24 protein-coding genes are annotated in these 22,479 nt (G+C 45.1%); 6 read left to right on the top strand and 18 right to left on the bottom strand.

What is annotated here, in order from left to right; translation table 11 throughout:
- The first annotated feature begins 17 nt into the window (after window positions 1-17).
- The 6 genes from AC1U9U_RS01300 (at window position 18) to AC1U9U_RS01275 (ending at window position 2,815) form a co-directional block, all read left to right on the top strand.
- Entirely contained in the window at window positions 18-227 is a 210-nt protein-coding gene (locus AC1U9U_RS01300; RefSeq protein ID WP_479958734.1) for a hypothetical protein, read from the top strand.
- 141 nt (window positions 228-368) lie between these two features.
- The gene (locus AC1U9U_RS01295) at window positions 369-764 is read left to right on the top strand and encodes an RHS repeat-associated core domain-containing protein (protein ID WP_479958733.1); all 396 of its coding nucleotides are present in this window, start codon (window positions 369-371) and stop codon (window positions 762-764) included.
- Window positions 670-903, top strand: coding sequence for a hypothetical protein (locus AC1U9U_RS01290; RefSeq protein ID WP_479958748.1), 234 nt, complete (start codon window positions 670-672; stop codon window positions 901-903). The genes AC1U9U_RS01295 and AC1U9U_RS01290 overlap by 95 nt, the downstream gene beginning before the upstream one ends.
- Window positions 893-1,141: a hypothetical protein gene (locus tag AC1U9U_RS01285; protein ID WP_479958732.1), complete on the top strand. Its 249-nt coding sequence runs from the start codon at window positions 893-895 to the stop codon at window positions 1,139-1,141. Before AC1U9U_RS01290 ends, AC1U9U_RS01285 begins: the two co-directional genes overlap by 11 nt.
- Before the next feature lie 209 nt (window positions 1,142-1,350).
- Window positions 1,351-2,277 carry an RHS repeat-associated core domain-containing protein gene (locus tag AC1U9U_RS01280; RefSeq protein WP_479958747.1) on the top strand — a complete coding sequence of 309 codons (927 nt, stop codon included), beginning with the start codon at window positions 1,351-1,353 and terminating at the stop codon, window positions 2,275-2,277.
- A gap of 25 nt (window positions 2,278-2,302) precedes the next feature.
- On the top strand, window positions 2,303-2,815 hold the full coding sequence (locus AC1U9U_RS01275; RefSeq protein ID WP_479958731.1) for a hypothetical protein: 513 nt from the start codon (window positions 2,303-2,305) through the stop codon (window positions 2,813-2,815).
- A gap of 317 nt (window positions 2,816-3,132) precedes the next feature.
- On the opposite strand, the gene AC1U9U_RS01270 is transcribed toward AC1U9U_RS01275, so the two are convergent.
- The 18 genes from AC1U9U_RS01270 to cobM form a co-directional block, all read right to left on the bottom strand.
- Window positions 3,133-4,524, bottom strand: a complete 1,392-nt coding sequence (locus AC1U9U_RS01270) for a sodium:proton antiporter (RefSeq protein WP_479958730.1) — start codon at window positions 4,522-4,524, stop codon at window positions 3,133-3,135.
- A 106-nt stretch (window positions 4,525-4,630) separates the two neighbouring features.
- Window positions 4,631-6,418: a thiol reductant ABC exporter subunit CydC gene (cydC, locus tag AC1U9U_RS01265; RefSeq protein WP_479958729.1), complete on the bottom strand. Its 1,788-nt coding sequence runs from the start codon at window positions 6,416-6,418 to the stop codon at window positions 4,631-4,633.
- 5 nt (window positions 6,419-6,423) lie between these two features.
- On the bottom strand, window positions 6,424-8,190 hold the full coding sequence (cydD, locus tag AC1U9U_RS01260; protein ID WP_479958728.1) for a thiol reductant ABC exporter subunit CydD: 1,767 nt from the start codon (window positions 8,188-8,190) through the stop codon (window positions 6,424-6,426).
- 188 nt (window positions 8,191-8,378) lie between these two features.
- On the bottom strand, window positions 8,379-9,383 hold the full coding sequence (gene cydB, locus AC1U9U_RS01255; protein ID WP_479958727.1) for a cytochrome d ubiquinol oxidase subunit II: 1,005 nt from the start codon (window positions 9,381-9,383) through the stop codon (window positions 8,379-8,381).
- Window positions 9,374-10,762 carry a cytochrome ubiquinol oxidase subunit I gene (locus AC1U9U_RS01250; protein WP_479958726.1) on the bottom strand — a complete coding sequence of 463 codons (1,389 nt, stop codon included), beginning with the start codon at window positions 10,760-10,762 and terminating at the stop codon, window positions 9,374-9,376. The genes cydB and AC1U9U_RS01250 overlap by 10 nt, the downstream gene beginning before the upstream one ends.
- Window positions 10,763-11,190: 428 nt before the next feature.
- The gene (locus tag AC1U9U_RS01245) at window positions 11,191-12,288 is read right to left on the bottom strand and encodes a pyridoxal phosphate-dependent aminotransferase (protein WP_479958725.1); all 1,098 of its coding nucleotides are present in this window, start codon (window positions 12,286-12,288) and stop codon (window positions 11,191-11,193) included.
- Window positions 12,230-12,682, bottom strand: coding sequence for a hypothetical protein (locus AC1U9U_RS01240; RefSeq protein ID WP_479958724.1), 453 nt, complete (start codon window positions 12,680-12,682; stop codon window positions 12,230-12,232). The genes AC1U9U_RS01245 and AC1U9U_RS01240 overlap by 59 nt, the downstream gene beginning before the upstream one ends.
- Before the next feature lie 3 nt (window positions 12,683-12,685).
- Window positions 12,686-13,213: a GHMP family kinase ATP-binding protein gene (locus tag AC1U9U_RS01235; protein WP_479958746.1), complete on the bottom strand. Its 528-nt coding sequence runs from the start codon at window positions 13,211-13,213 to the stop codon at window positions 12,686-12,688.
- Entirely contained in the window at window positions 13,213-13,773 is a 561-nt protein-coding gene (locus tag AC1U9U_RS01230; RefSeq protein WP_479958723.1) for a cob(I)yrinic acid a,c-diamide adenosyltransferase, read from the bottom strand. Before AC1U9U_RS01230 ends, AC1U9U_RS01235 begins: the two co-directional genes overlap by 1 nt.
- Entirely contained in the window at window positions 13,770-15,206 is a 1,437-nt protein-coding gene (locus tag AC1U9U_RS01225) for a cobyrinic acid a,c-diamide synthase CobB (RefSeq protein WP_479958722.1), read from the bottom strand. The genes AC1U9U_RS01230 and AC1U9U_RS01225 overlap by 4 nt, the downstream gene beginning before the upstream one ends.
- A gap of 58 nt (window positions 15,207-15,264) precedes the next feature.
- Window positions 15,265-16,215, bottom strand: coding sequence for an adenosylcobinamide-phosphate synthase CbiB (gene cbiB, locus AC1U9U_RS01220; RefSeq protein WP_479958721.1), 951 nt, complete (start codon window positions 16,213-16,215; stop codon window positions 15,265-15,267).
- Between the two features lie 15 nt (window positions 16,216-16,230).
- Window positions 16,231-17,808 carry a cobyric acid synthase gene (locus AC1U9U_RS01215; RefSeq protein WP_479958720.1) on the bottom strand — a complete coding sequence of 526 codons (1,578 nt, stop codon included), beginning with the start codon at window positions 17,806-17,808 and terminating at the stop codon, window positions 16,231-16,233.
- A gap of 200 nt (window positions 17,809-18,008) precedes the next feature.
- Window positions 18,009-18,647, bottom strand: a complete 639-nt coding sequence (locus tag AC1U9U_RS01210; RefSeq protein WP_479958719.1) for a precorrin-8X methylmutase — start codon at window positions 18,645-18,647, stop codon at window positions 18,009-18,011.
- Window positions 18,644-19,012 carry a sirohydrochlorin chelatase gene (locus tag AC1U9U_RS01205; protein WP_479958718.1) on the bottom strand — a complete coding sequence of 123 codons (369 nt, stop codon included), beginning with the start codon at window positions 19,010-19,012 and terminating at the stop codon, window positions 18,644-18,646. Before AC1U9U_RS01205 ends, AC1U9U_RS01210 begins: the two co-directional genes overlap by 4 nt.
- Complete coding sequence (cobK, locus tag AC1U9U_RS01200; protein WP_479958717.1) at window positions 19,002-19,784, bottom strand: precorrin-6A reductase; 783 nt, start codon at window positions 19,782-19,784, stop codon at window positions 19,002-19,004. Before cobK ends, AC1U9U_RS01205 begins: the two co-directional genes overlap by 11 nt.
- On the bottom strand, window positions 19,781-20,467 hold the full coding sequence (gene cobJ / locus AC1U9U_RS01195) for a precorrin-3B C(17)-methyltransferase (RefSeq protein ID WP_479958745.1): 687 nt from the start codon (window positions 20,465-20,467) through the stop codon (window positions 19,781-19,783). The genes cobK and cobJ overlap by 4 nt, the downstream gene beginning before the upstream one ends.
- A gap of 26 nt (window positions 20,468-20,493) precedes the next feature.
- Window positions 20,494-21,711: a cobalt-precorrin 5A hydrolase gene (locus AC1U9U_RS01190; protein WP_479958716.1), complete on the bottom strand. Its 1,218-nt coding sequence runs from the start codon at window positions 21,709-21,711 to the stop codon at window positions 20,494-20,496.
- Complete coding sequence (gene cobM, locus AC1U9U_RS01185) at window positions 21,708-22,478, bottom strand: precorrin-4 C(11)-methyltransferase (protein ID WP_479958744.1); 771 nt, start codon at window positions 22,476-22,478, stop codon at window positions 21,708-21,710. Before cobM ends, AC1U9U_RS01190 begins: the two co-directional genes overlap by 4 nt.
- Window position 22,479: the final 1 nt, after the last annotated feature.

Raw genomic sequence — 22,479 nt, 5'->3', positions numbered from 1 at the left:
GCAAGGTGGGAATTTTGGTGAAGAAAATTAATTATTGTTGCGAAAGACTTAAGGATATGTACGAAACCATTGACTATAAGCATAAAATTCTTGTCTATACGCAAGAATTTGACGAAACCGAATGGTATATTCGTGGGCTTGGACATCTGTACTTTTGTCCATTTTGCGGGAGTAATATCTCTGGACAAGGATTTGGAAAGAAAGTGGAGCCATTTAAACGTGAATAGTGATCTTGGGATGGTTATAACCATTTGTAGTGTCGCTATCAGGATTCACTAAATCTTCTTTGAGATCTGATTATCTTTGTGATTAGGTCTCTTTCTTTTTTCTAGACTTTACCCTCAATCTGAGCCTTGTATTTGATCCTGATGGTTAAAACTAGTATAAGTCGCTCCGAGAAGTCCCCTGTAGTGGGACAACCTATTCGTTATGCTAGCTATGTCTATGCCAGTGAGACGAGCTTGTATTATCTGCAGGCTAGGTATTATGATCCGGAGACAGCTAGGTTTGTTTCGAGAGATCCGGAGTTAGGCACTCTTGACAACCCATTAAGTCAAAATGCTTATGCCTATGCAAATGATGATCCGGTAAATTACGTTGACCCCGTTGGAAAGTTTGCTATTGCCATTCCAGCGGGAATAGAATTTGCTCTTTATGCAATAGCATCAATTGAAATACTGCTTATATCAAAAAAACTCAGCCGAGAAGGGAGACCCTCATGGAGATGCAGGGAGGGCCCTCGAAAAGGCCAAGAAGCAGATTAATGACTTGGAACAAAAACTAAAAAATGCAACTGGTAGGGAAAAAACGAAGGTAGAAAATAAAATTAAAAATATTTTAAGAGATGCTCAAAAGAAGAAAAATGGAGAAACTCATTGGAGGGGTAAAATAAATGAATATTAAAATAGGAATTGGTCTTGACAATCTAATTTTTGGTATGTCTAAAGAGGATGTACTAATTTTATTAGGAAAACCAAATAAAGTTTCTGAAACAGACTTAGTTAATGGGATTGTGTTTTATTATAATCAAATCTTAATTAAAGTTAAATTCCATGAAGAGTTTAAGAAATTATTTTCGATTGAAGTTTATAAATACTTCGAAGCAAGAAACAATTTCTTGCTTAAAGGAAGCTGGATTTAAAAATATTAAGTATGAGGATTATGATACATTTGATACAGCTTTTTGCGAAGAAATATGGACTACTTTTATGTTTGAGTTTGATTTACTAAGAAGTATTGAGTTTGGACCGTTGTATAATACTGAAGAAATGATAATATGGCCAAAGGTATAGGTTATCTAACAAGAGGAAAAAGATGCTCTAATCGAGGGAAAATCCCCCCTATGTCAAGATTCGCATAGGTCTGGGATCAGCAAGGCCAGCTTACAGCGATCAAGGACCACAGCGGCAATGTGATTGCCAGCTACGCCTACCATCCCGAGGCTTAAGAAAGTCCAAAACCGTAGGAGCCACAACCTATAACTATCATTATGACGGGGCCAACCTGATTCGCATCACCAGCAACAACGCCACAGTCTATGCCTTTACCTGGGCAAATGGCAAACCGGTTAGCCTCACTGACAGTACCGGAACAACTTATTATTATGTTACCAACTACCGCGGGGATGTGGTAAGAATCGTGGACGCCGGCGGGAATTCAGTGGCGGATTACAGTTATGATCCTTGGGGTATAGTATCGGTAGGCGGATCATCTCCAATCAAGGATCAACCGATCAGATATACATCCTATGTCCATGATGCTGAGACGAATCTGTATTACCTGCAGGCTCGGTATTATGATCCGGATAATGCGAGGTTTATATCGAGAGATCCGCATGGTGGAACCTTAGATAATCCCTTGAGCCAGAATGCTTATGCTTATGGGAATGGCGATCCAGTGAATAATGTGGACCCGGATGGAAAAATTGCAGGGGCTCTAGCATTAGGAGGAAGTGGACTAGGTGCTGCTTACGGAACTGGTACAGCATTGTTATGGAATCCGGTTGGCTGGGTGATACTAGGTGGAGCTGTCGTTGGAACAGGAGTTTATGTAGGGTATAAGGTATATGCAAAAAAATCAAATGAAGATTATGATAAACAAAAAAAGGGAACACCTAGAAAAAATACAAAGCAAAATGAACAAACAGATAGTATTACTAAAAAGTATAAATTAAATGATAAGCAAGCCAGAAGGCTTCATGACATTATTAGTGGACAGAATTACGGTTATCGTGAAATAGAGGAAGTCGCAAAAGAAATAAAAGCGGGACGATGGTAATAAGTCTTTATATGAGGAGATAAGCATGAAAAGTACTATTGAGAAAAAATTAAAACCTTTACTTGGGCTACCTTTAAATAAAGTTGGAAGATCTGCTCATGTTATTTGGTTTTGTTTTGGTGAAAAAACAATTGCAAAAGATTTTTTTGGAAATAAAAGAGAAGTATTTCAATATGCTATCCATTTAGAATGTTCATGGCGCATAATCAAGAATAATATTATTGAAGTTGCCTCAAAAGATTTATACGTGCCAAGCAAAGAATGGAAGGGGGAAGACGATGATTTTGAATGGGATATCCACGGAAATAATTTGTTTGACGACTGGATCAATTTGTCTAATAGTTGTTTACCACTATTTGTTACGGACCTTTCCGCCGATCAAGTAGGTGGAATCAAGGTGTTTTTTAAAGATAATTATGTTTTAGAAGTATTCCCAAATAAATCCACTGACGACGAGTGCTGGCGATTCTTTATTCCAGGAAACTTAGATTCACATCTTGTAATAACAGGAAAAGGCATCAAAGCGCAATATGAATAATTAAGAGTTCTTTAAAGTACAAAGTGGAATTTCCATTATTTTAATAGTGAACCTAAAGGATTTAGTTTTCGGGCTACTAGTAAATATTCTTCATTAGTAGCCCGACTTCATATTATGATATGCAAGACCACAGGCGGGATAACCTATAACTACCATTATGGCAGCGTCAACCTGAGCTGCATGTTAAACGCCATACGTGGCGCACCCATAAAAAACTCCCGTAGGTTTAATCTAACCTAAGGGAGTTTTTGCTTCTTACATTTAGCTTCCGGTATCAAAAAATATACAGGATCTTTCAACTAAATGCCGTTAGCGTTTTAGAGGAAGAAAATCCAGGTTACCAAGGCAAAGATGGGAAGCAGAATACTAACACTATACAACATATAGCCGAAAAAGCTGGGCATTTTTACGCCGGATTCCTCGGCAATGGAACGAACCATGAAGTTAGGGGCATTACCGATATAGGTAACAGCGCCAAAGAACACTGATCCCGCTGAAATAGCTAACAGATAAATAGGTTGGTTTACGAGGAACTGTGCTACTGCCGGTGCTTCGGCCATGCCCGGATAGAACTGACCTAAGGCGGTACTGAAGAAGGTTAAATAGGTGGGAGCGTTGTCGAGGACGCTGGATAACGCTCCGGCAATCCAGAAGTATTGAGCAGGCTCTTTTACTGCTGAAGTAATGAACGAAAGAGCTCCAGCTTCTCCGGCTTTTAAAATTGCCAGAGCCGGGGCCATGGTAACAAATATCCCGAAGAATAGATATACAATCTCCAAGATCGGGCCCCAAGAATATTCGTTTTCTTCGCGGATAGCTTTCGGAGTTATTTTCATCGAGATCACCATGATGGCAGCCAGCAGCACATTACGAATAACATCCTGCCACCCCATATGCACTCCTAGGATGGAGATCTCCGCCATTTTTACATAACCGCTAAAAAGAATAACACCGATAACAGCCGCTAGCAGAATGAAGTTTTGAGCACCGAGGATTTCCAATTTCTTTCCGGGAGCACCGGAACCATCAGCTGCTTCTACCGTTCCTCCGGAAGAGGCAGGAGCAGACGCACCTTCTTTCTGTTCCTTAGCCAGATAATATTTATCAAAGGCAATATATAAGAGAAGAAGTCCAAGCAGAACTACAATCATAGGTTTAACTAAATTCAAGGTCCAAAAGAAAGGTACCCCATGGAGAAAACCTAAAAATAGGGGTGGGTCACCTAGCGGAGTCAGGGCCCCGCCGACGTTAGCTACCATAAAGATAAAAAACACAACCATAAAGGCTTTATATTTGCGATCCTTGTTCACTCGCAAGAAGGGCCGAATCAAAAGCATTGCCGCCCCGGTGGTCCCCATCCAGGATGCGATAATCGCACCAATAGTTAAGAAACCGGCATTAACCCAGGTTGTCCCCTTTAAGGACGTGCGAACTAAAATACCGCCGCCAACTGTGAAAAGCGATCCAATCAGAACAATGAAAGGAATATAGTCGATTATGAGCAAATGGAGCAACTCATCGATACCCTGTTTTCCGAAGACAACAACTAACGGAATGGCTAGGATGGCTGCCCAACCGGCCGATACCTTACCAAAATGATGGTGCCAAAATTTCGGAAAAAGTACAGGACCTAAGGCAATGGATAACAACATACCAACAAAGGGAATTACTGAATATAATGGCAATAACGTTCCTAAAGTTTGTTCCATTTTCTCCTCCTCATAATAATTTTGGGTAAGATTTGTCCTACCTTTTTACCTATATTATATACTAATATAAATAATTGCTCTTAACAATAAATAATTATTCTATTTTTTAGAATAATCTTACTGCTTGACTCCAATACGTTCCCTTTTTTTGCATTAGCTGATCATGGGTTCCATTTTCGACAATCCTTCCCTTTTTCAGGACAATTATTTCATCCATGTCCTTGATAAAGTCCAGATGGTGCGTAATCACAATAAAGGTTCGCCCCTCCATCAAAGTAAATAATTCCTTTCTAAGCTCTTGTTCTGTAATCGGATCAAGGCCATTAGTAGCCTCATCTAAGATTATAATCGGGGCTTTTTTTAATAGGACACGGGCAAGAGCTAGACGCTGCTGTTGTCCCCCCGAAAGTTTCATCCCCTGATCGCCAATCAAACTGTCGTAACCTTGGGGAAGAGTTAGAATAAAATCATGGATCTTGGCCCTGCGGGCAGCCTCAAATAGCTCTTCATCAGTTGCATCGGGCTTTGCCAGCAATAGATTCTCCCTGACAGTGGCATGAAAAAGATAAGCTTTTTGGGTCACAACAGCAACTTGTTCCCGTATAAATTCAGGACTTACTTTACTTACGTCCTTACCACCGAAGCGAACGACACCTGCCTGATGTTCCCAAAAACCCAGCAATAGGTTAACTACACTGCTTTTACCCGCTCCGCTTGGTCCGACTATGCCAATTCTTTTTCCTTTGGGGACTTCAAAGGATATGTCTTCCAAAGCCCAGGGTTCTTCTTGTTCATAGCGAAAACAAACATTCTTTACCTCGATTATAGGACTTAAGGAGTTAGATGGGTCGTTCATATTATTAGCATGATTATTCTCAGGGTGTTCAGCATCAAAACTGTAAGCATCATGCTGATAGTTATTTTTTTCTTCAGTAACCTTTTGTCCTTTTTCGATTAAGTCCTTAAGTCGCTGACCAGCCACTTGAGTTTCTTCAAAATAATGTTGGCTAACGGTTAAGGGTGCAACCGCCTCAAAGCTGCTTAAGACACCCAATGCCAACATCCCTAGCAGAACTCCGTTCAGTTGCCCTTTCTCCACCAGCATAATCCCCAGAGCCAAAACGGCCAGCATACCTAAATTGGCCAGCAACCCCATGAGGGCATTGGATATTCCTGTTACCCTAGCCATTTTCCGATCAGACTCACTTAAATCTTTTTGAGCCGCCTGAATCCGTTGGAAAATCATTGCCTTTTGACCGAAGGCCAGCATCTCCGGCATTCCCTGTAAAGAATCTAAGATGTGGGTTTGCATTTTAGCTTTAGCTTGCACCTTCATCTGACCAATACCACGACTTAACATCCGGACAAGGTAGGGCAAAATCACTCCGGCAGCCAGAAAGAATCCCGCTAAAATATAAGTAAAGCCTTGATCAAAACGAGCAAGGAATCCTCCATAGCCGAATAAAACCAAAAAAGCGACTAAGGGAGGAAAAACAACTCTAAGCAATAAATTCTGCTGAACCTCTACATCGCCGACAATCCGGCTGAGCAAGTCACCATTGCGAAAGTCTTTAAGGTGGGCAGGGGCTAAGGGCTCAACCCCGTTGTAAACGATAACCCGTATTCGGCTAAGGACTCGAAAAGTTACATCATGAGAAATCAGACGTTCAAAGTAGCGAAACACTGCTCGGGAAATGCCAAAGAAGCGTACTCCCACAATGGTAATCATCAGGTCCATGATGCCCGGCTGAAGTGCCGCTCTCGCCAACAAATAAGAAGATGCCGACATTAAACCGATATGACTGGAGATGGTCAGGGCACTGAGCAGGAGAGCTAAGCACAATCTCGGCCAAAAGGGGACAATCTCTTTAATCAACCACCATAGATTTTTCATTCCCCTTACCCCCTATCTACTGTCCAAAAGCGCGTAAATAATCCATCAGCATCCATCAAGTCTTGAGGGGAACCCTGTTCTATGATCATCCCCTTCTCCAGTACAATAATCCGATCTGCTTGAATTGTGGTCCTCATCTGATGGGTAGTAAAGATTACGGTGCGAGCTTGGCAAAGATGCTCCAGTGCCGCCAGCACTTCCTTCTCGTTGTCTATGTCCAAGCCACTGGTCACTTCATCCAATAACAATAAAGGAGAATCTTTAAGGAATGCCCGGGCAACGGCTAAACGCTGGGCTTGCCCACCGCTTAAACGAGCACCCCCTTCTCCAATTATTGTGTGATAGCCCCTAGGGAATTGTTCAATAAACTCATGGACTTTAGCCTGCCGGGATGCCTCTACTATCTGGTCCAAGGTTGCACTTGGTTTGGCAAAGCGAAGATTGTCCAGGATGGTTCCGGCAAAAAGATAGGGTTTTTGCGGGACATAGGATATCAATTCACGCCACACTTCAGCAGATACCTCAGTCAAAGCATGGTCGTTAACCAGTATTTGCCCCCTTGTCGGTTCAGCGAAGCGAAGAATAAGCTGCAGAACAGAACTTTTTCCCGCACCGCTGGGACCAATCAAAGCGATCCGCTCCCCAGGCCGGACTAACAAATCTATATCCTTTAACGCCCTGTCGCCATCCTTCTCATAGGAAAGCTCTACCTGCTGAAATTCAAGCTTTATTTCCTTTGCGTTAGCCAATTCTTTCTCTGCATCGGTATTATCTAAGCAGACTTCTTTACCTTTTGATGAAGGATGAACTTCGCTTAACTCATCCTCTAGTTCTATGATTTCAAATATCCGATTGGCGGCATTAGCTCCGGAAAGCCGGGCATGAAAGAATAGGCCCAAGGTCCGCAAGGGCTGATAAAACTCCGGTGCCAGAATCAAAATGAAAAGCGCTTCAGCGTAAGGTACTGTCCCCTTGATTAAGCGGATGCCCAAGTTTACGGCAATAATTGCTGTACTGATCATAGCCATAAACTCCAAGACAAAGGCAGATAGAAAAGCTACTTTCATTACGCTAATGGTATTTTTTCGAAAGGCTTCACTGACTCGGCCAATCACCGCAGCTTGTTCCTTACTCCGGCCAAATAACTTTAGAGTGGTTAAGCCTTGCAGCATATCTAAAAAGTGAGCGCTCATCCGACTTAGGCTTTGCCATTGCCGCAAGGATTTTTTCTCAGCGAGTTTACCAATCAGGATCATGAAAAAAGGAATCAGGGGACCGGTTAAGATTAAAACAAGTCCCGAATTAAAGTCTTTCGGAAAGACAAAAGCCAAAGTAAATAATGGTACGAAAAGGGCTAGGACAAGTTGGGGTAGATAGCGAGCAAAATAATCCTCTAAAGCCTCAATTCCCTCAACAGCCGTATTCAACAGCTCCCCTGCTCGTTCTCCCCTTGCAAATAGGGGGCCAAGAGAGGCGATCTTCTGCAAAAAACGCTCTCTTAATCTTTCTTTAACCCGAATGGCTGCTTCACGGGCCGTTATCTCACTAAAGTATTGGCAAATAGCCCGCACACAAATAATACCAATTAGCCAAAGAAGATAGCTTTTAACTTCTACCAAAGGAACATTCGCCAAAAAGACCTGGGCAATGACCTGTGAAAGGAGATAGGCTTGAGCAATAGCCAAAAAGGCTTGCCCTATCCCAAGGGCTATATTACCAAGCAGATATCCTTTAACATCCTTTCCTTCTCTTAGCAAACGCTTATCAAGCATAATTTTAAAAGGGGCAAGTAAAAACTTGCCCCCACCCCCTTATCGAATTCTAATATCGTTAATAAAATCCTTTATTTTATAGTTTAACTCAAGTCGTCCTTTTCAGCCAGTAAGATTAATGTTTTTGACTACAAGTTTTAATCCTAAATCTTCAGGGGTTAATTAATTTGTTCTATTACCTTAGCTAATTAATAATGAATGTTTTTAGCTGTAATACGTTTGCGGAAGACCCAGTAAGTCCAAATCTGATAAGCCAAAACAATGGGAACCAGAGTCAAGGCTACAATGGTCATGATCTTTAAGGTATATGGACTGGAAGAAGCATTATAGATGGTCAAACTCCAATTAGGATCTAAGCTGGAAACCATCACCCGTGGGAAAAGACCGGCAAACACAGAAACCACTAAAGTGGCTATTGTTAAACCGCTGGTAATGAAGGCAATACCGCTCTTTTTCTTAAAGATCATTAATACTGTTAGGATCATCGCCACCGCACAAACCAGGATGCCAATGGTTGCCAAGGTACTAGCGAAGAGATCAGTTTGCAAATAGGTCATTACAGCTAGAACAACCAGTACCACTAAGGCGATCAAGCCCACAGTTTTGGCTATTCCCCAAGCCCGTTCAACCATTGTCTCCTCTGTCTTTAAGGTCAGATAGAGTGCGCCATGAAGAGTAAATAAGCAAAGCGTAGTTAAGCCACCGATCAGGGTGTAAGGTGACAGTAGATCAAAGAAGGTACCTGCATATTGCATCTCGGCATTGATGGGGACACCACGCAGAATATTAGTTACTGCCACTCCCCAGAGAATTGCATTTAAGAGACTACCGGCAAAGAGGCCCCAATCCCATAAGGAACGCCACCTGGGCGAGCGATCACTGCTACGGAATTCAAAGGCGACACCGCGAATTATTAAGGCCACCAAGATGAAGAAAAGTGCAAGATAGAAACCGCTGAAAAGGGTCGCATACCAATTGGGAAAAGCTGCGAAGATGGCACCGCCGGCAGTGATCAACCAAACTTCATTACCATCCCAGACCGGGCCGATAGTATTAATAATTATTCGCCTTTCGGTATCATTTTTACCCATGAACGGCAAAAGAACCCCTACTCCGAAATCAAAACCTTCAAGAAAGAAGAAACCAATAAATAAAACGGAAATCAGGATAAACCATAGAATGTTTAAGTCCATAATGATGCCCCCTTCGTTACATCAGTGGAGGAATCCGTGTCCTCTGTCTCAACCGGCCCCCGCTTGACGAATTTGCTTATGAGGTATACATCGACAATGGCCAAAACACCATAAAGCAAAGTAAATCCTATCAAACTAATCCAGATATACCCTGCCGACACCGATGTGGAAAGACCATTAGCAGTTTTTTGTAAGCCATAGACGATCCAGGGTTGTCTTCCCGCTTCAGCCATATACCAACCGGTTAGATTGGCAATATAGGGAAGTGGAATCATCCAGAGCAGAAGCTTTAGGAACCAACCGGTATTGGCAAGACGCTTGGTCTTATACAGGAAGGCCCCTGCTAAAATGACTAGGACTAACAAAGTGCCTACTCCCACCATAATGCGGAAGGACCAAAAGAGGGAAGTCACCGGTGGAATATAATTACCTTCACCATGTTGTTGCACCGCTTCCGCTTGTAAATCGTTAATTCCTTTAACCTCTCCTGTGAAAGACCCATAGGACAGGAAACTCAACATCCTTGGTATTTTGATTTCAAAACTGTTTTCCTTATTTTCGTTATCAATAATTGCAAATAAATTGAGTCCGGCCGGGTTCTCTGTTTCCCAATGAGCTTCTGTTGCCGCCATTTTCATAGGCTGAACTTCGACGAGGTGCATTCCCTGGGAGTGACCTATGCCGGCGACACCGAAAACACTTATAATGCCAAAAACCAAGGCAAATTTCATCGACCGCAGAAAAACATCTGCGTATTGCTTTTTTAAGAGGTGATAAGCACTGACACCAAGAACAAAGAAGGCTGCCGTAGTAAATCCACTTAGCACCGTATGAGGAAATTGGTAAAAAACATGTTTATTAGTCACTACAGCTAGGAAATCCACCATTTCCGCCCGGCCATTCCGCAGCACATAGCCAACAGGCTCTTGCATAAAGGAGTTGGCAATCAAAATCCATAAAGCTGATAAATTACTGGCAATAGCTACAAGCCAAATGCTTAAACAATGGGCCTTCTTGGATAATTTATCCCAGCCAAAAATCCAGACACCTAAGAAGGTCGATTCAATGAAGAATGCTAATAGGGCTTCAATAGCCAATGGTGCTCCAAAGATATCCCCCATAAATCTTGAATACTCAGACCAGTTCATGCCAAACTGGAATTCTTGAACCAGACCCGTAACCACACCCATGGCGAAGTTAATCAAAAAGAGCTTGCCCCAAAACTTGGCCATCTTCTTGTAGGTTTCATCCCCTGTTTTCACGTACCAAGTCTCCATGAGGGCAACTAGGACCGACAGCCCTAGCGTGAGCGGGACAAATAAAAAGTGATAAGATGTTGTCACCGCAAACTGTAGCCTCGATAAGATCAGTTCGCTCAACTTTGTTTCCCCCTTACCTTTTAATTTTTTGATGTACTTAGTTAAGTATATGCGGCACCATTGTTTATATTTATTATAAGTCTAAACTAAACTAATGTCTAGCGTTTTGTGAAAGAATTTATTTTTTATAAAAATTCTTGCTTATGCTTAAATATAAAAAAGCCATGCTTAGGGAACCTAAGGTTCCCTTACACGGCCTCAGGAAAATTAATTTGGCTAAATTATACGAATAAAAGGACGGCAACAATGAATACTATCAGGGCTAAAATAAAGGAATTAACAATTACTGTTCCAATTCTTTCATGTGACATCCAATATTCACTCCTTTTCGGGGTTTAGGCATTGGTTGCTTGTCTAATCTATTCTATGCTTTAAATCAAAATAAGGTGACAAACCGGAAACCCTCAAATGCCCCACTTTCAAATTGCCTATAGGCCTTTTAGTCCCATTAGGAGAGCTTGCATATTTTCTTTATCTTTTATGGCTACTCTTATATACCCACTCTCTAGACCCCGGAAATTGCTACAATCCCTAACCAAGATTCCTTGCCGCCCTAACTTTTCGATAATTTCTCTTTTCCGCTTGCTTTGGTCACCCTGTTCGCCTAATACTTGGATTAAGGCAAAATTAACATCACTGGAGTATAAACGTAATTCTGAGAACATCCCTTCGGCAAACCCTTCATAAAAAGCCCCTTTGCTCTCATGAAGAAGTTTTCTTACCCGTGTCCCGAATTCCCGATCATTAAGGGCCGCTAATCCCGCCTCCTCAGCCAAAACATTAACTGCCCAGGGATCTTGGTGTTCCTTAAGGCGCTTAACTATTTGAGATCCGGCAAAGGCGGCACCTAAACGAAGTCCCGGTATAGCATAAAATTTGGTCAAAGAATACAGAACCAATAGATTTGGGTACTTCCTTAAATACTCCCTGCCGGACCAGCGGTTTCCATCATCCAGAAAATCTACAAATGATTCATCCAGGACTACCCAAGTCCCATACTCATTGGCACAACTCAGAATCTCCTCAAAACCCTCTCTCTTCAAAAAGCTGCCGGTGGGATTATGAGGCGAATTGAGAAAGAGAAGCCGGCATTCCTTAATTCTATGTTCCCAATCTTCATTCCCCGAAGCTGAATTTTGCAAGGTAAAATTTCGCCAACCCCCAACTCCGATATTCAATGTGCATATTTCTGCTCCACAGGCTCTGGCCGCTCGCTCATATTCACTAAAAGCCGGTTGTGGTATCAGCACTTTTTGAGGGCGTAAGCTATGAAGAATCAGATATATAAGCTCCCCGGCTCCATTGCCTAAGATTATCTCCTCTTCGGATAGAGCAAACCTTTGGGCTAGCTTGTGCCTGAGCCGTCGATATTGGGGGTCCGGGTAATGGATAATCTCTTTTATAGCTCCATGCAGAGCTTCCCAGACCCCTTCAGGAGGCCCAAAAGGATTGATGTTGGCAGATAAATCAATAAACCTCCGCCTTCCATATAGCTCCTGAGCTTCTAATAGATTCCCACCGTGCATCTTCCTTTCCCCCTTCTATTCCTCCTTGACAAGTCTCGACCCATTCCGTCATTTCCGGCCGGAAATTATCTTTCGCCTCCCCGAGGATAATATTTCTTTCCCGTAATGGAAAATCTCCAGGAAATATTCCTGCTAACAAAGTGCCACTATGAGCAGTGATCACTCCCAGCCCCCCTTGATCCATCACCCAGGAAAGAAAGGCTTCAAAAGCGGGCTTAGGGTTGATCTCCTGATTGCATCGGGCACTGATAGTGCTGGCCAGAGCCATAATTTCTAAATCTTTCTTAGCCATTCCCTCATAAAAAAGTGCAAGAGCCCGCTTTATATCCTGTTCCGTCTTTCGATAATGAACCTTAAGATCCCCCCTGGCATTGAAGGTTTCCGTGTCTAGCACGCCTCACCAATCCAATATCAACAGCTGGGCTTTGATATTATGACCGAGATGCTTCAGATAACTTCCATCCCGGTGAGCAAATTCAGTAATCTGGTGAAACATTACGGGATCTGTTGGTTCAATCTTGAGAACGAGGCGCGCTATCCACTCTTCCTTCCAGGGAATCTCTAAGGCATGTGCTACAGCCCCCAGGGCTGCTACCATATCTGCTGTCGAGCTAGCCATTCCTTTCCCTATGAGTAGCTGAGAAGTAAAGTGAATCTTGGTCCTAAAGGGAGATAGCTTCATTTCCCTAGCAAATCGCTCTAACGCCTGGCGGGTTTTGGTTTTGTCAGGGGGCAATTCCCAAAGTTGTCGATCATTATCTAATGTTTTGCTAAATTCCTTCGGAACCTTCAGCCTAATCTCAGCTCCAGCTTCCACATAACGGTTTATAGGGCAACCGATAAGAAAGGGTACACCATTATTAGTCCCTTGAACCCATTCTCCGCAAGTTCCAGGACATTTTGCCCAACCGGTATAACCTTTCATCAATACTCAATCCCCCTACGACTCTTAATTCCGATTTGAAAAGGATGCTTTTCCGGGTTAAGTTCCCACCATTCCTCCACAATAGGTTGCAATTCTTGTGGCATATCCCGCCCCGTGAGAATCCAATCCAAGTTTTTCCGTTCTTGGTTAATCAGATCAATTAGGACATCGCTTTTTAGAAAATCCTTATTCAAAGCATGACTCACTTCGTCGAGAACAATTAACCCAAGTCTTGGATTCCGGAGGTGCTCCTTTATATACTCTACCCCTTGGGCTACGAGAGGAGCTGCCACCTGGGGATCTCTATTCAAGCGAAAACATTCCCCACATCCCTTACAACGGGTTAAGCCTGTGCGGATCATAGCCGACCAACGGCACCCTACTCCCAACTGGATTAAGGGGATACCTAAACGGGAAAGCCCACAAATCTCTCCCATATATGTGCTACCCTTCAAAAATTGTACGATCAGTACTTCTTTTCCCTGAGAATAAGCCAAAAGCGCATCACCTAGACCTGAGGTGGTTTTTCCCTTTCCTTTGCCGGTATACACTCGAATCATCCAGCTGCTCCTTGTCGAATATGCACAGCCCATCTCTCCAGAAGCTGAGGATGACCGGCAAAATTTATATGAAGATAAGAGGCCAATATATTCTCTTTAGCGTAGCCATCCAACCTCACTGCTTGTTCTCCCTTATATAATTCATAGGCGGCACAATGGCTTGAATCTATAGTGTCCGTAAATTGGACTGCTGAATAATGAAATTCATGCCCATAAACCTCAGTTCCTACGCTCCCTAGAAAATTGTTCCCTTTAAAAATTCCCTTGCGATAGCCCATTCCTTGTAGTTTTTTTGTCATCTCCGACTGAATAGGTATAAGTCCGGCCATCGGGTAAGTTTCCCCCGCAAAATTGGTGATCTGTTGACCTAGATACATATAGCCCCCACACTCTGCGTAAATGGTTTTTCCGGAATTAGAAAATTCCCGCAAGGATTCCATGAAGTTCTGATTATTATATAGTTTGTTCATATGAAGTTCCGGGAACCCCCCTCCAAAGAAGAGGCCATCCAAATCCTGCGGTAAGGCAACATCATGGAGAGGGCTAAAAGGGACCAAGGTAAAGCCTAGACTTTCTGCATAATCCAAGGCATCCCGATAGTAGAAGGAGAAGGCCTCATCCCAAGCTACACCCAAACGCAAAGACCGACCTTTCCCTATGGCGTTGTTGACCTTTATTATTTCCGCGGAAACTATTTCCGTATTATGTGTTTCTTCCGGAGATTCTTTATTCTCTTCTCCCTGACGAGTTAACATAATATCTTGAATCTTGTCCAGATCAATATGGCGAGAAATAACTTGGATCAATTCTTTAAAAAAATCCCTGGGGAAGGATTTCTCTTGAGAAGGAACCAGACCTAAGTGCCTTTCCGGTAAACGGATTCTTTCCTCTTTGGGAAGCACCCCAAGAATCGGCATTTCAATCTCCTGTAAGGCATCCCGCAATAGGGTTTCCTGAGCATGAGATTTTACCCGATTAAGAATGACTCCGGCAATCTTTAACTCCGGATCAAAATTGCAAAAACCGTGGACCATAGCCGCCGCACTTCGTGACATATTCCCTGCATCCACTATCAAAATCACAGGAGCCTGAAGCAACTTGGCAATATCCCCGCTGCTTCCATACCCCTTGGTTCCCGACACCCCATCGAAAAGCCCCATGACCCCTTCAATAACGGCCCAGCTATTTTGAGCACTTCTGGTAAAGACGGGGAGCAATTCCTCCCTAAGCATGAAACGATCCAGATTCCGGGATGGCCGACCGGTGGCTAGGGTATGGTAGCTGGGATCAATATAATCGGGACCGACCTTGTAGGCTTGAACAGGATGCCCATTCTCCGTCAAGGCTGCCATGATCCCGGTGGCAATGGTTGTTTTTCCCACACCACTGTGGGTCCCGGCGATGAGGATACGGGGGGGCAATTGAAAACCCATGAGTGTCACCTCGATCTATGTGTTAATGATAATCGATTCCCTAAACTACTAGTCTGTTCTAAATTATGACAATAAGCCCAAGGAGCAAGCCAAAAGCAAGCCAGGTTCCCAGCCGAATTAGCTTCCGACAATTTTCAATATCCCGCCAGGTTAATTCATGGAGGGGATCCCCCATTTCGGCACGGTGCTGAATCCGGCCATGATAGACATTCTTCCCGCCCAATTGGACTTCCAATAGTCCTGCCACTATGCTTTCCGGGTTGCCGCCATTGGGACTGGGATGGGACTTGGCGTCTCTTCTCCAGACCCTTAGAGCATGTCCAACCGGCCGTTTATAAATTAGACCGGCTAAAAGAAGAATCACCACCGAAAGGCGCGCGGGAAGATAATTTGCCCAATCGTCCGCCCGAGCGGCAAACCACCCAAAGTCCTCATAACGCTCGTTGCGATACCCTATCATGGAATCGAGAGTGCTTACCGCTTTAAAAGCCATGGCTAAAGGGGCCCCGCCGATTACCATAAAAAAGAGCGGTGATAGAATTCCATCGACAAAGTTCTCCGCTAAAGTTTCAACCGTCCCCCGGGCAATTTCACCTTCCGTAAGCTTGGCGGTGTCCCGGCTGACAAACCGGCCCAGCTTGGTTCGGGCTTCTTCCAGATTGCCCTCCCGTAAGGGCTTAAGCACTTGACTCCCCGCATCTAAAAGGGATTTCCCAGCCAAAGTAGAACCGATAATCATTACCTCTACAACCAAACCTAAAAACGCCGATATTTCCTTGGTCATCCAAAGTAAACCGGCTGCCGTCAGAAAGCTCCCCACTACCAAGAGTATGGTCAGCAATGCCCCCTTAAGGCGGCGGGCCTGGGCACTACCGTGATTGAACTTTTTTTCGTACCAGGCGATAATCTTCCCCATGGCGATGACAGGATGAGGCCACTTAGGGGGATCGCCCACAACCTGATCAAAAAGAAATCCCAAACTGAATTGTAATGGGTTCAATATGAACATGACAAAGCCCATCCTCTATATGCCCATAATGGCACGGATCTTTTCCATATTGACACTTTTCCTCACCCAATCCGCCAGCTCATTAAAGGCTTGTTCCCGGATAGCCGCTTGGGATAGACTTTTTTCCACAGGTCTCTGCTGTCCTTTATTTTCCCAAAGCCACTCCAGGAAGGCTGTACGGAAAGTATCATTATCAAAAATACCATGGATATATGTGCCAAAAGCGCTTCCTGCCAACAAGCCATCCCCGTAGCTTTCTCCCTGAGCTTCAATAGCGAAAAGAAACTCTCCTTCGACCTCGGAGCGTCCCATATGGATCTCATAGCCCAGGATTTCCGCTCCTTGGCAGCGTTCAAAAAACAGCCCCTTTCCTTGCACCTTACCCCGACTTTGTACAGTGTACTTATTTAAGGAAAACTCCGTATCCATGGGCAGAATTCCTAAACCGGCGATTTCCTCCAGATCCGATTCGGTCCGTAAAGGATCGCGCACCACCCGCCCCAGCATTTGATAGCCGCCGCAAATACCGATAACCGGAATATTTTCTTTCCAGAGAGTTAGAATTCTTTCTCCCAGACCACTATCTCCTAAAAAGCGCAGATCAGATAGAGTATTTTTACTGCCGGGAATGATTACACAGTCGGGCCGCCCCAACTCCGTTGCTTCTCGGACATAGCGGAGACAGACGTCAAGCTCGTCCTCCAAGGGATCAAAATCTGTAAAGTTAGATAAATAGGGCAAGCGGATTACTGCTATATCTAAGGTTGCTCCCCTATCACTCTCCTTATTGGGTTTGTTTCCTTTGCGTTCTTCAATAACCACAGAATCTTCCTCGGGAATTTTAAAATCAGTATAGAAAGGAACGACCCCCACCACGGGAATTCCCGTTCTTTCTTCAAGAAAATCCAGTGCAGGTTGCAAAAGCTTAAGATCCCCGCGGAATTTATTTAAGACAATGCCCCTGACGAGTTCCCGCTCATCCGGTTCTAACAGTTCCAGGGTACCCACTACGGAGGCTAAAGCCCCGCCCCGATCGATATCCGCTACCAAAAGAACAGGTGCGCCGGCTTCCTTAGCAACCCGCATATTGACGATATCATTTTGTTTGAGATTCACTTCGGCCGGACTTCCTGCCCCCTCGATAATGAGGATCTCGTTTTCCTCAATCAGTTCATGGAGGGCCTTTTCGACAATGGGCCAAGTGTTTTTTTGGTAATCCCCGTGATATTTCTGGGCTGAAAGGTTCCCTTGAGCCTTGCCCAGAACGATTACCTGAGATCCCGTAGGGCCCGTGGGCTTCAACAGAACCGGATTCATCCGGACATCCGGCTCCAATCCTGCTGCCTGGGCTTGAACTACTTGGGCTCTGCCCATTTCTCCGCCGGTACGAGTAATAAAAGAATTCAAGGCCATATTCTGCGCCTTAAATGGAGCTACCCGATAGCCCTCCTGATAAAAAATCCGACAAAAAGCTGCCGCCAGCACGCTTTTCCCGACATTGGAAGAAGTCCCTTGAATCATTAGGCGGGCAGCCCTTTGCTTTTCCTGCTGTACCGCCCCGATTCTTTCCTCTACCGCTTTTTCTCCTCCCATGCTTTCACCCCCCGTATGCTACAGTAGACAACTGCTCATTAATTTTACCCCTAGTATCGTAACGTTAACTGTCATTCTGAGCACCAGCGAAGAATCTTGGGCCACGAGAAGATCCTTCACTACGTTCAGGATGACAAACCCATGCCTAGGATGACAGACCCATGTCTAGGATGACAAACCCATGTCTAGGATGAAAATATTCAGATTTCCCGTTTTACGGCCAAATAGATCAGGGCGTTGACACAGGTCGCTGCCAGGGGACTACCACCTCGGTTGCCTAAAATTGTGATGGATGGATATTCCTTATGGTCTTCCCACAAAAGATCCTTGGATTCCTTAGCTCCCACAAAGCCAACAGGTATACCCACGATCAAGGCCGGCCGGGAGTTTGGATCCTTTGCCAACTCCAATACTTCCAATAAGGCCGTGGGGGCATTGCCAATGGCAACAACAGCCCCTTTTAGCCGCTCTTTGTTTAAGCGCAGGGCCGCCATAGAACGAGTAATTCCCCGTTCGGCTGCTTTTTCAGGGACCCTTGGATCACTGAGAAAGCACTCAGCCGTCCCACCTAGTTCTGCTAATTGCTTTTTAGCAATCCCGGCTCTTACCATTTCTACATCCGTAATGACAGGGGCCCCTTGCTTTAAGGCCTTTAGCCCTTCTTCTATAGCCAGAGGGTGGATACGAATAACCGACTCCAGGGTAGGGTCGCCACTGGTATGAATACAACGCTCCACAACCTTTAACTCCTGTTCGGTCCAGGGCAATTTCAGGTAGCCATGAATGATGCGCATACTTTCCCGCTCGATCCGGAGAGGATCAGTGCTAAATCCGTTCATCTCCCCATGGCCTCCTTAATTCTCAGGCTGGCCAACTGAGCAATTGCATCATCCGCACCTAATTCCTGGGTAAACTCAATCACCACATCAGGGTATTTTTCCCGAATCTCCCGAATCTCCTCATGGACATCCACCGTTACATGGACTCCGCGAAACAAGAACAATGGCATGATGATTATTTTCTTTGCTCCTTGCTCAATCTTCGCCAATACTCCCTCCGGCAGACTGGGGGCCTGATGGGCCATAAAAACAGGTGCTACTTCTTTCCCTAAAATACTACTGACTTTTCGTGCCACCTCAACTAATCCTTGGTTGGCTTCACCCCGGCGACTCCCATGTCCTAAAAGTATAATTTCAGTATCCAAGTGCCTCTTCCACCTTTCTAATGAAGTCTTCTACCGACACAAAAACGCTCCCCGAATCATTACTAGTCCCTACCTGGGGCCGTGCCAAAATAATAACCGGTATCTTAAGCTCAAGACAGGCCTGCACTTTCTCAAGAGTTCCACCAATAGAGCCGCTTTCCTTAGTAATCACCACATCGATCTTCAGTTGTTCCCAAAGAGCCTCATTAAACTTTTGCGAAAAGGGCCCCTGCATGGCTATAATCCGGTTAGGCTTTAATCCCAACTCTTCGCACTGAGTTAGAACCTGTGCGGTGGGGAGTACCCGCGCAAATATTTCGCAATTCTGTAATTCCGGCTGGTTTAGCCAGTCCTGGAGGTTCTTACTACCTGTGCTTAAAAAGATTCTTTTCCCAAATCCGGCTGCCAATTGTCCAGCCTTTTCCAGGTCCGGCACGAAATGAATGAGGGCATGAATGGGATACTTCCCGGGAGGACGTTCCCACCGAAAATAGGGCACCCCCACCTCAGCGGCTATCCGACGAGCCAGGCCCTGAATAGTCCGGGCATAAGGGTGGGTAGCATCGATGAGTCCATGGACTTCCTGTTGCCGAAGAATTTCCCGTAAAGAATCTTCGTCAAGGGCACCTGAGCGTGCCTCCAGCCCATATTGCACAGCAATTTCCGCTCCATATTCTGTTAAAGTGGAAAGGGACACCCGATGATCCCGCTGTTGTAACTCCAAAGCCAGTTTTCTCCCGTCCTCTGTCCCTGCCAAGACGAAAAAGTTCATAGAACATATCCTCTGGGAGTAACCATATATGGCCCAATTACCCGAGTGTGAGAATTGCCGATGATGACCGTGGTCAACATATCAATGGGAGAGTTGGTAAACTCCTCGAGTGTCGTTATAATCACTTCAGATTCGCCTCGTAAGGCTTCCTTAACTATTCCCACCGGTGTTTCGGGATGGCGGTATTCAAGGACTGCTTCCCGGACCCATTCGATTTGATCCTGCCGCCCTTTGCTTTTTGGGTTATAAATAGCCATAACAAAATCCCCTTCGGCGGCCAGTTTAACCCGTTTTTGAATTACTTCCCAAGGAGTAAGCAGATCACTAAGACTGATCACGGCAAAATCATGCATTAAAGGAGCACCCAGCATGGAGGCTGCCGCGTTGGCGGCGCTGACTCCGGGAATAATCTCCAAAGGCATATCCAGGGCATTTTTCTCTTCCAAGCACTCAATGAGAATTCCCGCCATCCCATAGACCCCGGCATCCCCACTGCTGACCAGAGCAACCCGACGCCCTGCTAAAGCAAGTTCCACTACCTCCCGGCAGCGATCAATCTCCTGCCTCATACCGGTGGCAACTACTTCTTTCCCACCAATCCAAGGACGAATCAGATCAATATAAGTCTTATAGCCGGCGATTACTTCCACTTCATTCCACAGATCAAGAACTCGTTTTGTCATATGCGCTTCATCGCCGGGGCCAATTCCTACCACCAAGATCTTTCCTGGCTGATGGCCACCGTGACCCCGTTCCACTTCTGCTTGGTAAGAATTAATTCCCCCAGTTGGGTTCCCAGTAAGCTCGCTGCTTCGCATACCCCATCCACTCCTATCTTTTCTTTGACAAATTCCGAGGATTCCAGCTTCAGTTTTTCATTTATGGCTTGAACTTCTTCAGTTAAAAAAGTTCGGAAAGGCACTCCAAAAGTTTGAGCAGCCTCGATTATCCCTGATTCATCTGCCTTTAAGCGGATGCTATACAGCCCCCGGATGCTTTTGGGGGAAATCCCTAATTTCCTTAAGCTTAACTCAATCGCCTCAATAATCTGCTCCTTGCTTGCTCCCCTGCGGCAACCCACCCCAACACTAAAGATCCGCGGTATCAAGAGGAGAGGATTGGTCTGCTCTTGGTCTTCCTTATCGATTAGACCGACTTCCAACAGAACCTTTGGCGATTGCCCGCCACAGATTTTGCTGTCTTGCACTATTAGATCCTGCCGGTGTGCGTCTTTCAGAAGAGAATCCTGAATCGTTATCCAAAGATGTGCTTGTTCCTTATCCCGATCCTCAAGAAAGAGGTAATTTGCATCTTGTCTTAAAGGATGTTCCTCCGGTAGACAATCTGTCCAGACCTTTAAATAACCCTGGTCCAGTAAAAAACGATTCACTTGCTTAAGCCCTGCCACCGGCTCAACAGTCCAGCCGAACCGCCGGGCATACTCATCAGGTGCTGTTAAGCCCTGAACATCAGTAGCGGTTGTTACCACCGGCTTAGCGTTGAGCCAGTGGGCGATGGTCTTTGCCCAGGCATTAGCCCCCCCTAAATGACCGGATAATAAGGAAATTACAAACTCCCCTTTTTCATCTAGAACCAATACCGCCGGATCACGATCTTTACTCTGAATATAGGGAGCAATCTGCCGCACCACTATCCCCGTAGCCATAATGAAGATCAACAAGGAACAATCTGACCAGAGTCTTGACATTATATCCTTCAGACTATTAAAGCTGCACAGAACCACAGGGACGTTTCCTTCCCTTTCTTCCGATGCAGACTGACCGATGAATCGAGCAGATTGTCGCTGCATTAGATTTTGGTGTATCCACAGTCCCGGTTTTTCTCCCTCCGGCCAGTTCGCCGATATCCGTAGGGCAGTTTCCAAACCCTGGTCTGTTAAGACCACAAGGGCTGCTTTAGCTTTCATGACTTGCTTCCTTGGCGGTACTCATGGGTAAATTCCGGATCATAAAGTTTTGATCTAACCCCCAGATTCCCCCGTAGAAAATCTCCCACGAGGATTTGAGCATGCTTCCGAATCCCGGCTTCTTTTACTTTGGCCTCGATATTTGCCAAGGTCCCCTGAAGAATCTGTTCATCTGACCAGCTAGCTCGATAAACCACTGCCACCGGTGTATCCGCCGGATAGCCCCGGCGCAAAGTATTCACCACTTCGCCGATCTCCTGGACACTGAGGAAAATTGCCATACTGGCCTGATGCTGAGCTAAGAGTGCCAGATCTTCTTTTTCCGGTACAGGGGTTCTACCGGCGAGACGGGTAAGAATCAAGGTCTGACTTACTTCCGGTAGGGTGAATTCTTTTTTCACCGCCGCCGCTGCCGCAAATACGGAGCTGACTCCCGGAATCACCCCATAAGTAATACCCTGCTCATCCAAAAGCTGCATCTGCTCTTGAATAGCCCCGTAAACACTGGGATCACCGGTATGTAGACGAACGACCTTTTCCCCCTTTTTAACCCCTTCCACCATAAGTTTGATAGTCTCCTCCAAAGTTAGTCCGGCACTATCATAGAGGGCAATCCCCGGTTGACAATGCTGAAGAATCTCCGGATTAACTAATGAGCCGGCATAAATGACTCGCTGAGCCTTTTCCAAAGCCTTTTTTCCTTTTAACGTGATTAAATCGGGGTCCCCGGGACCTGCTCCTATAAAAAGAACTTGGGCAGAATCCATC

It is taken from the genome of Desulfitobacterium sp. (assembly GCF_982384815.1).
The sequence above is the reverse complement of the archived record's forward strand: the minus strand, read 5'-3'. Positions and strand labels throughout refer to the sequence as shown.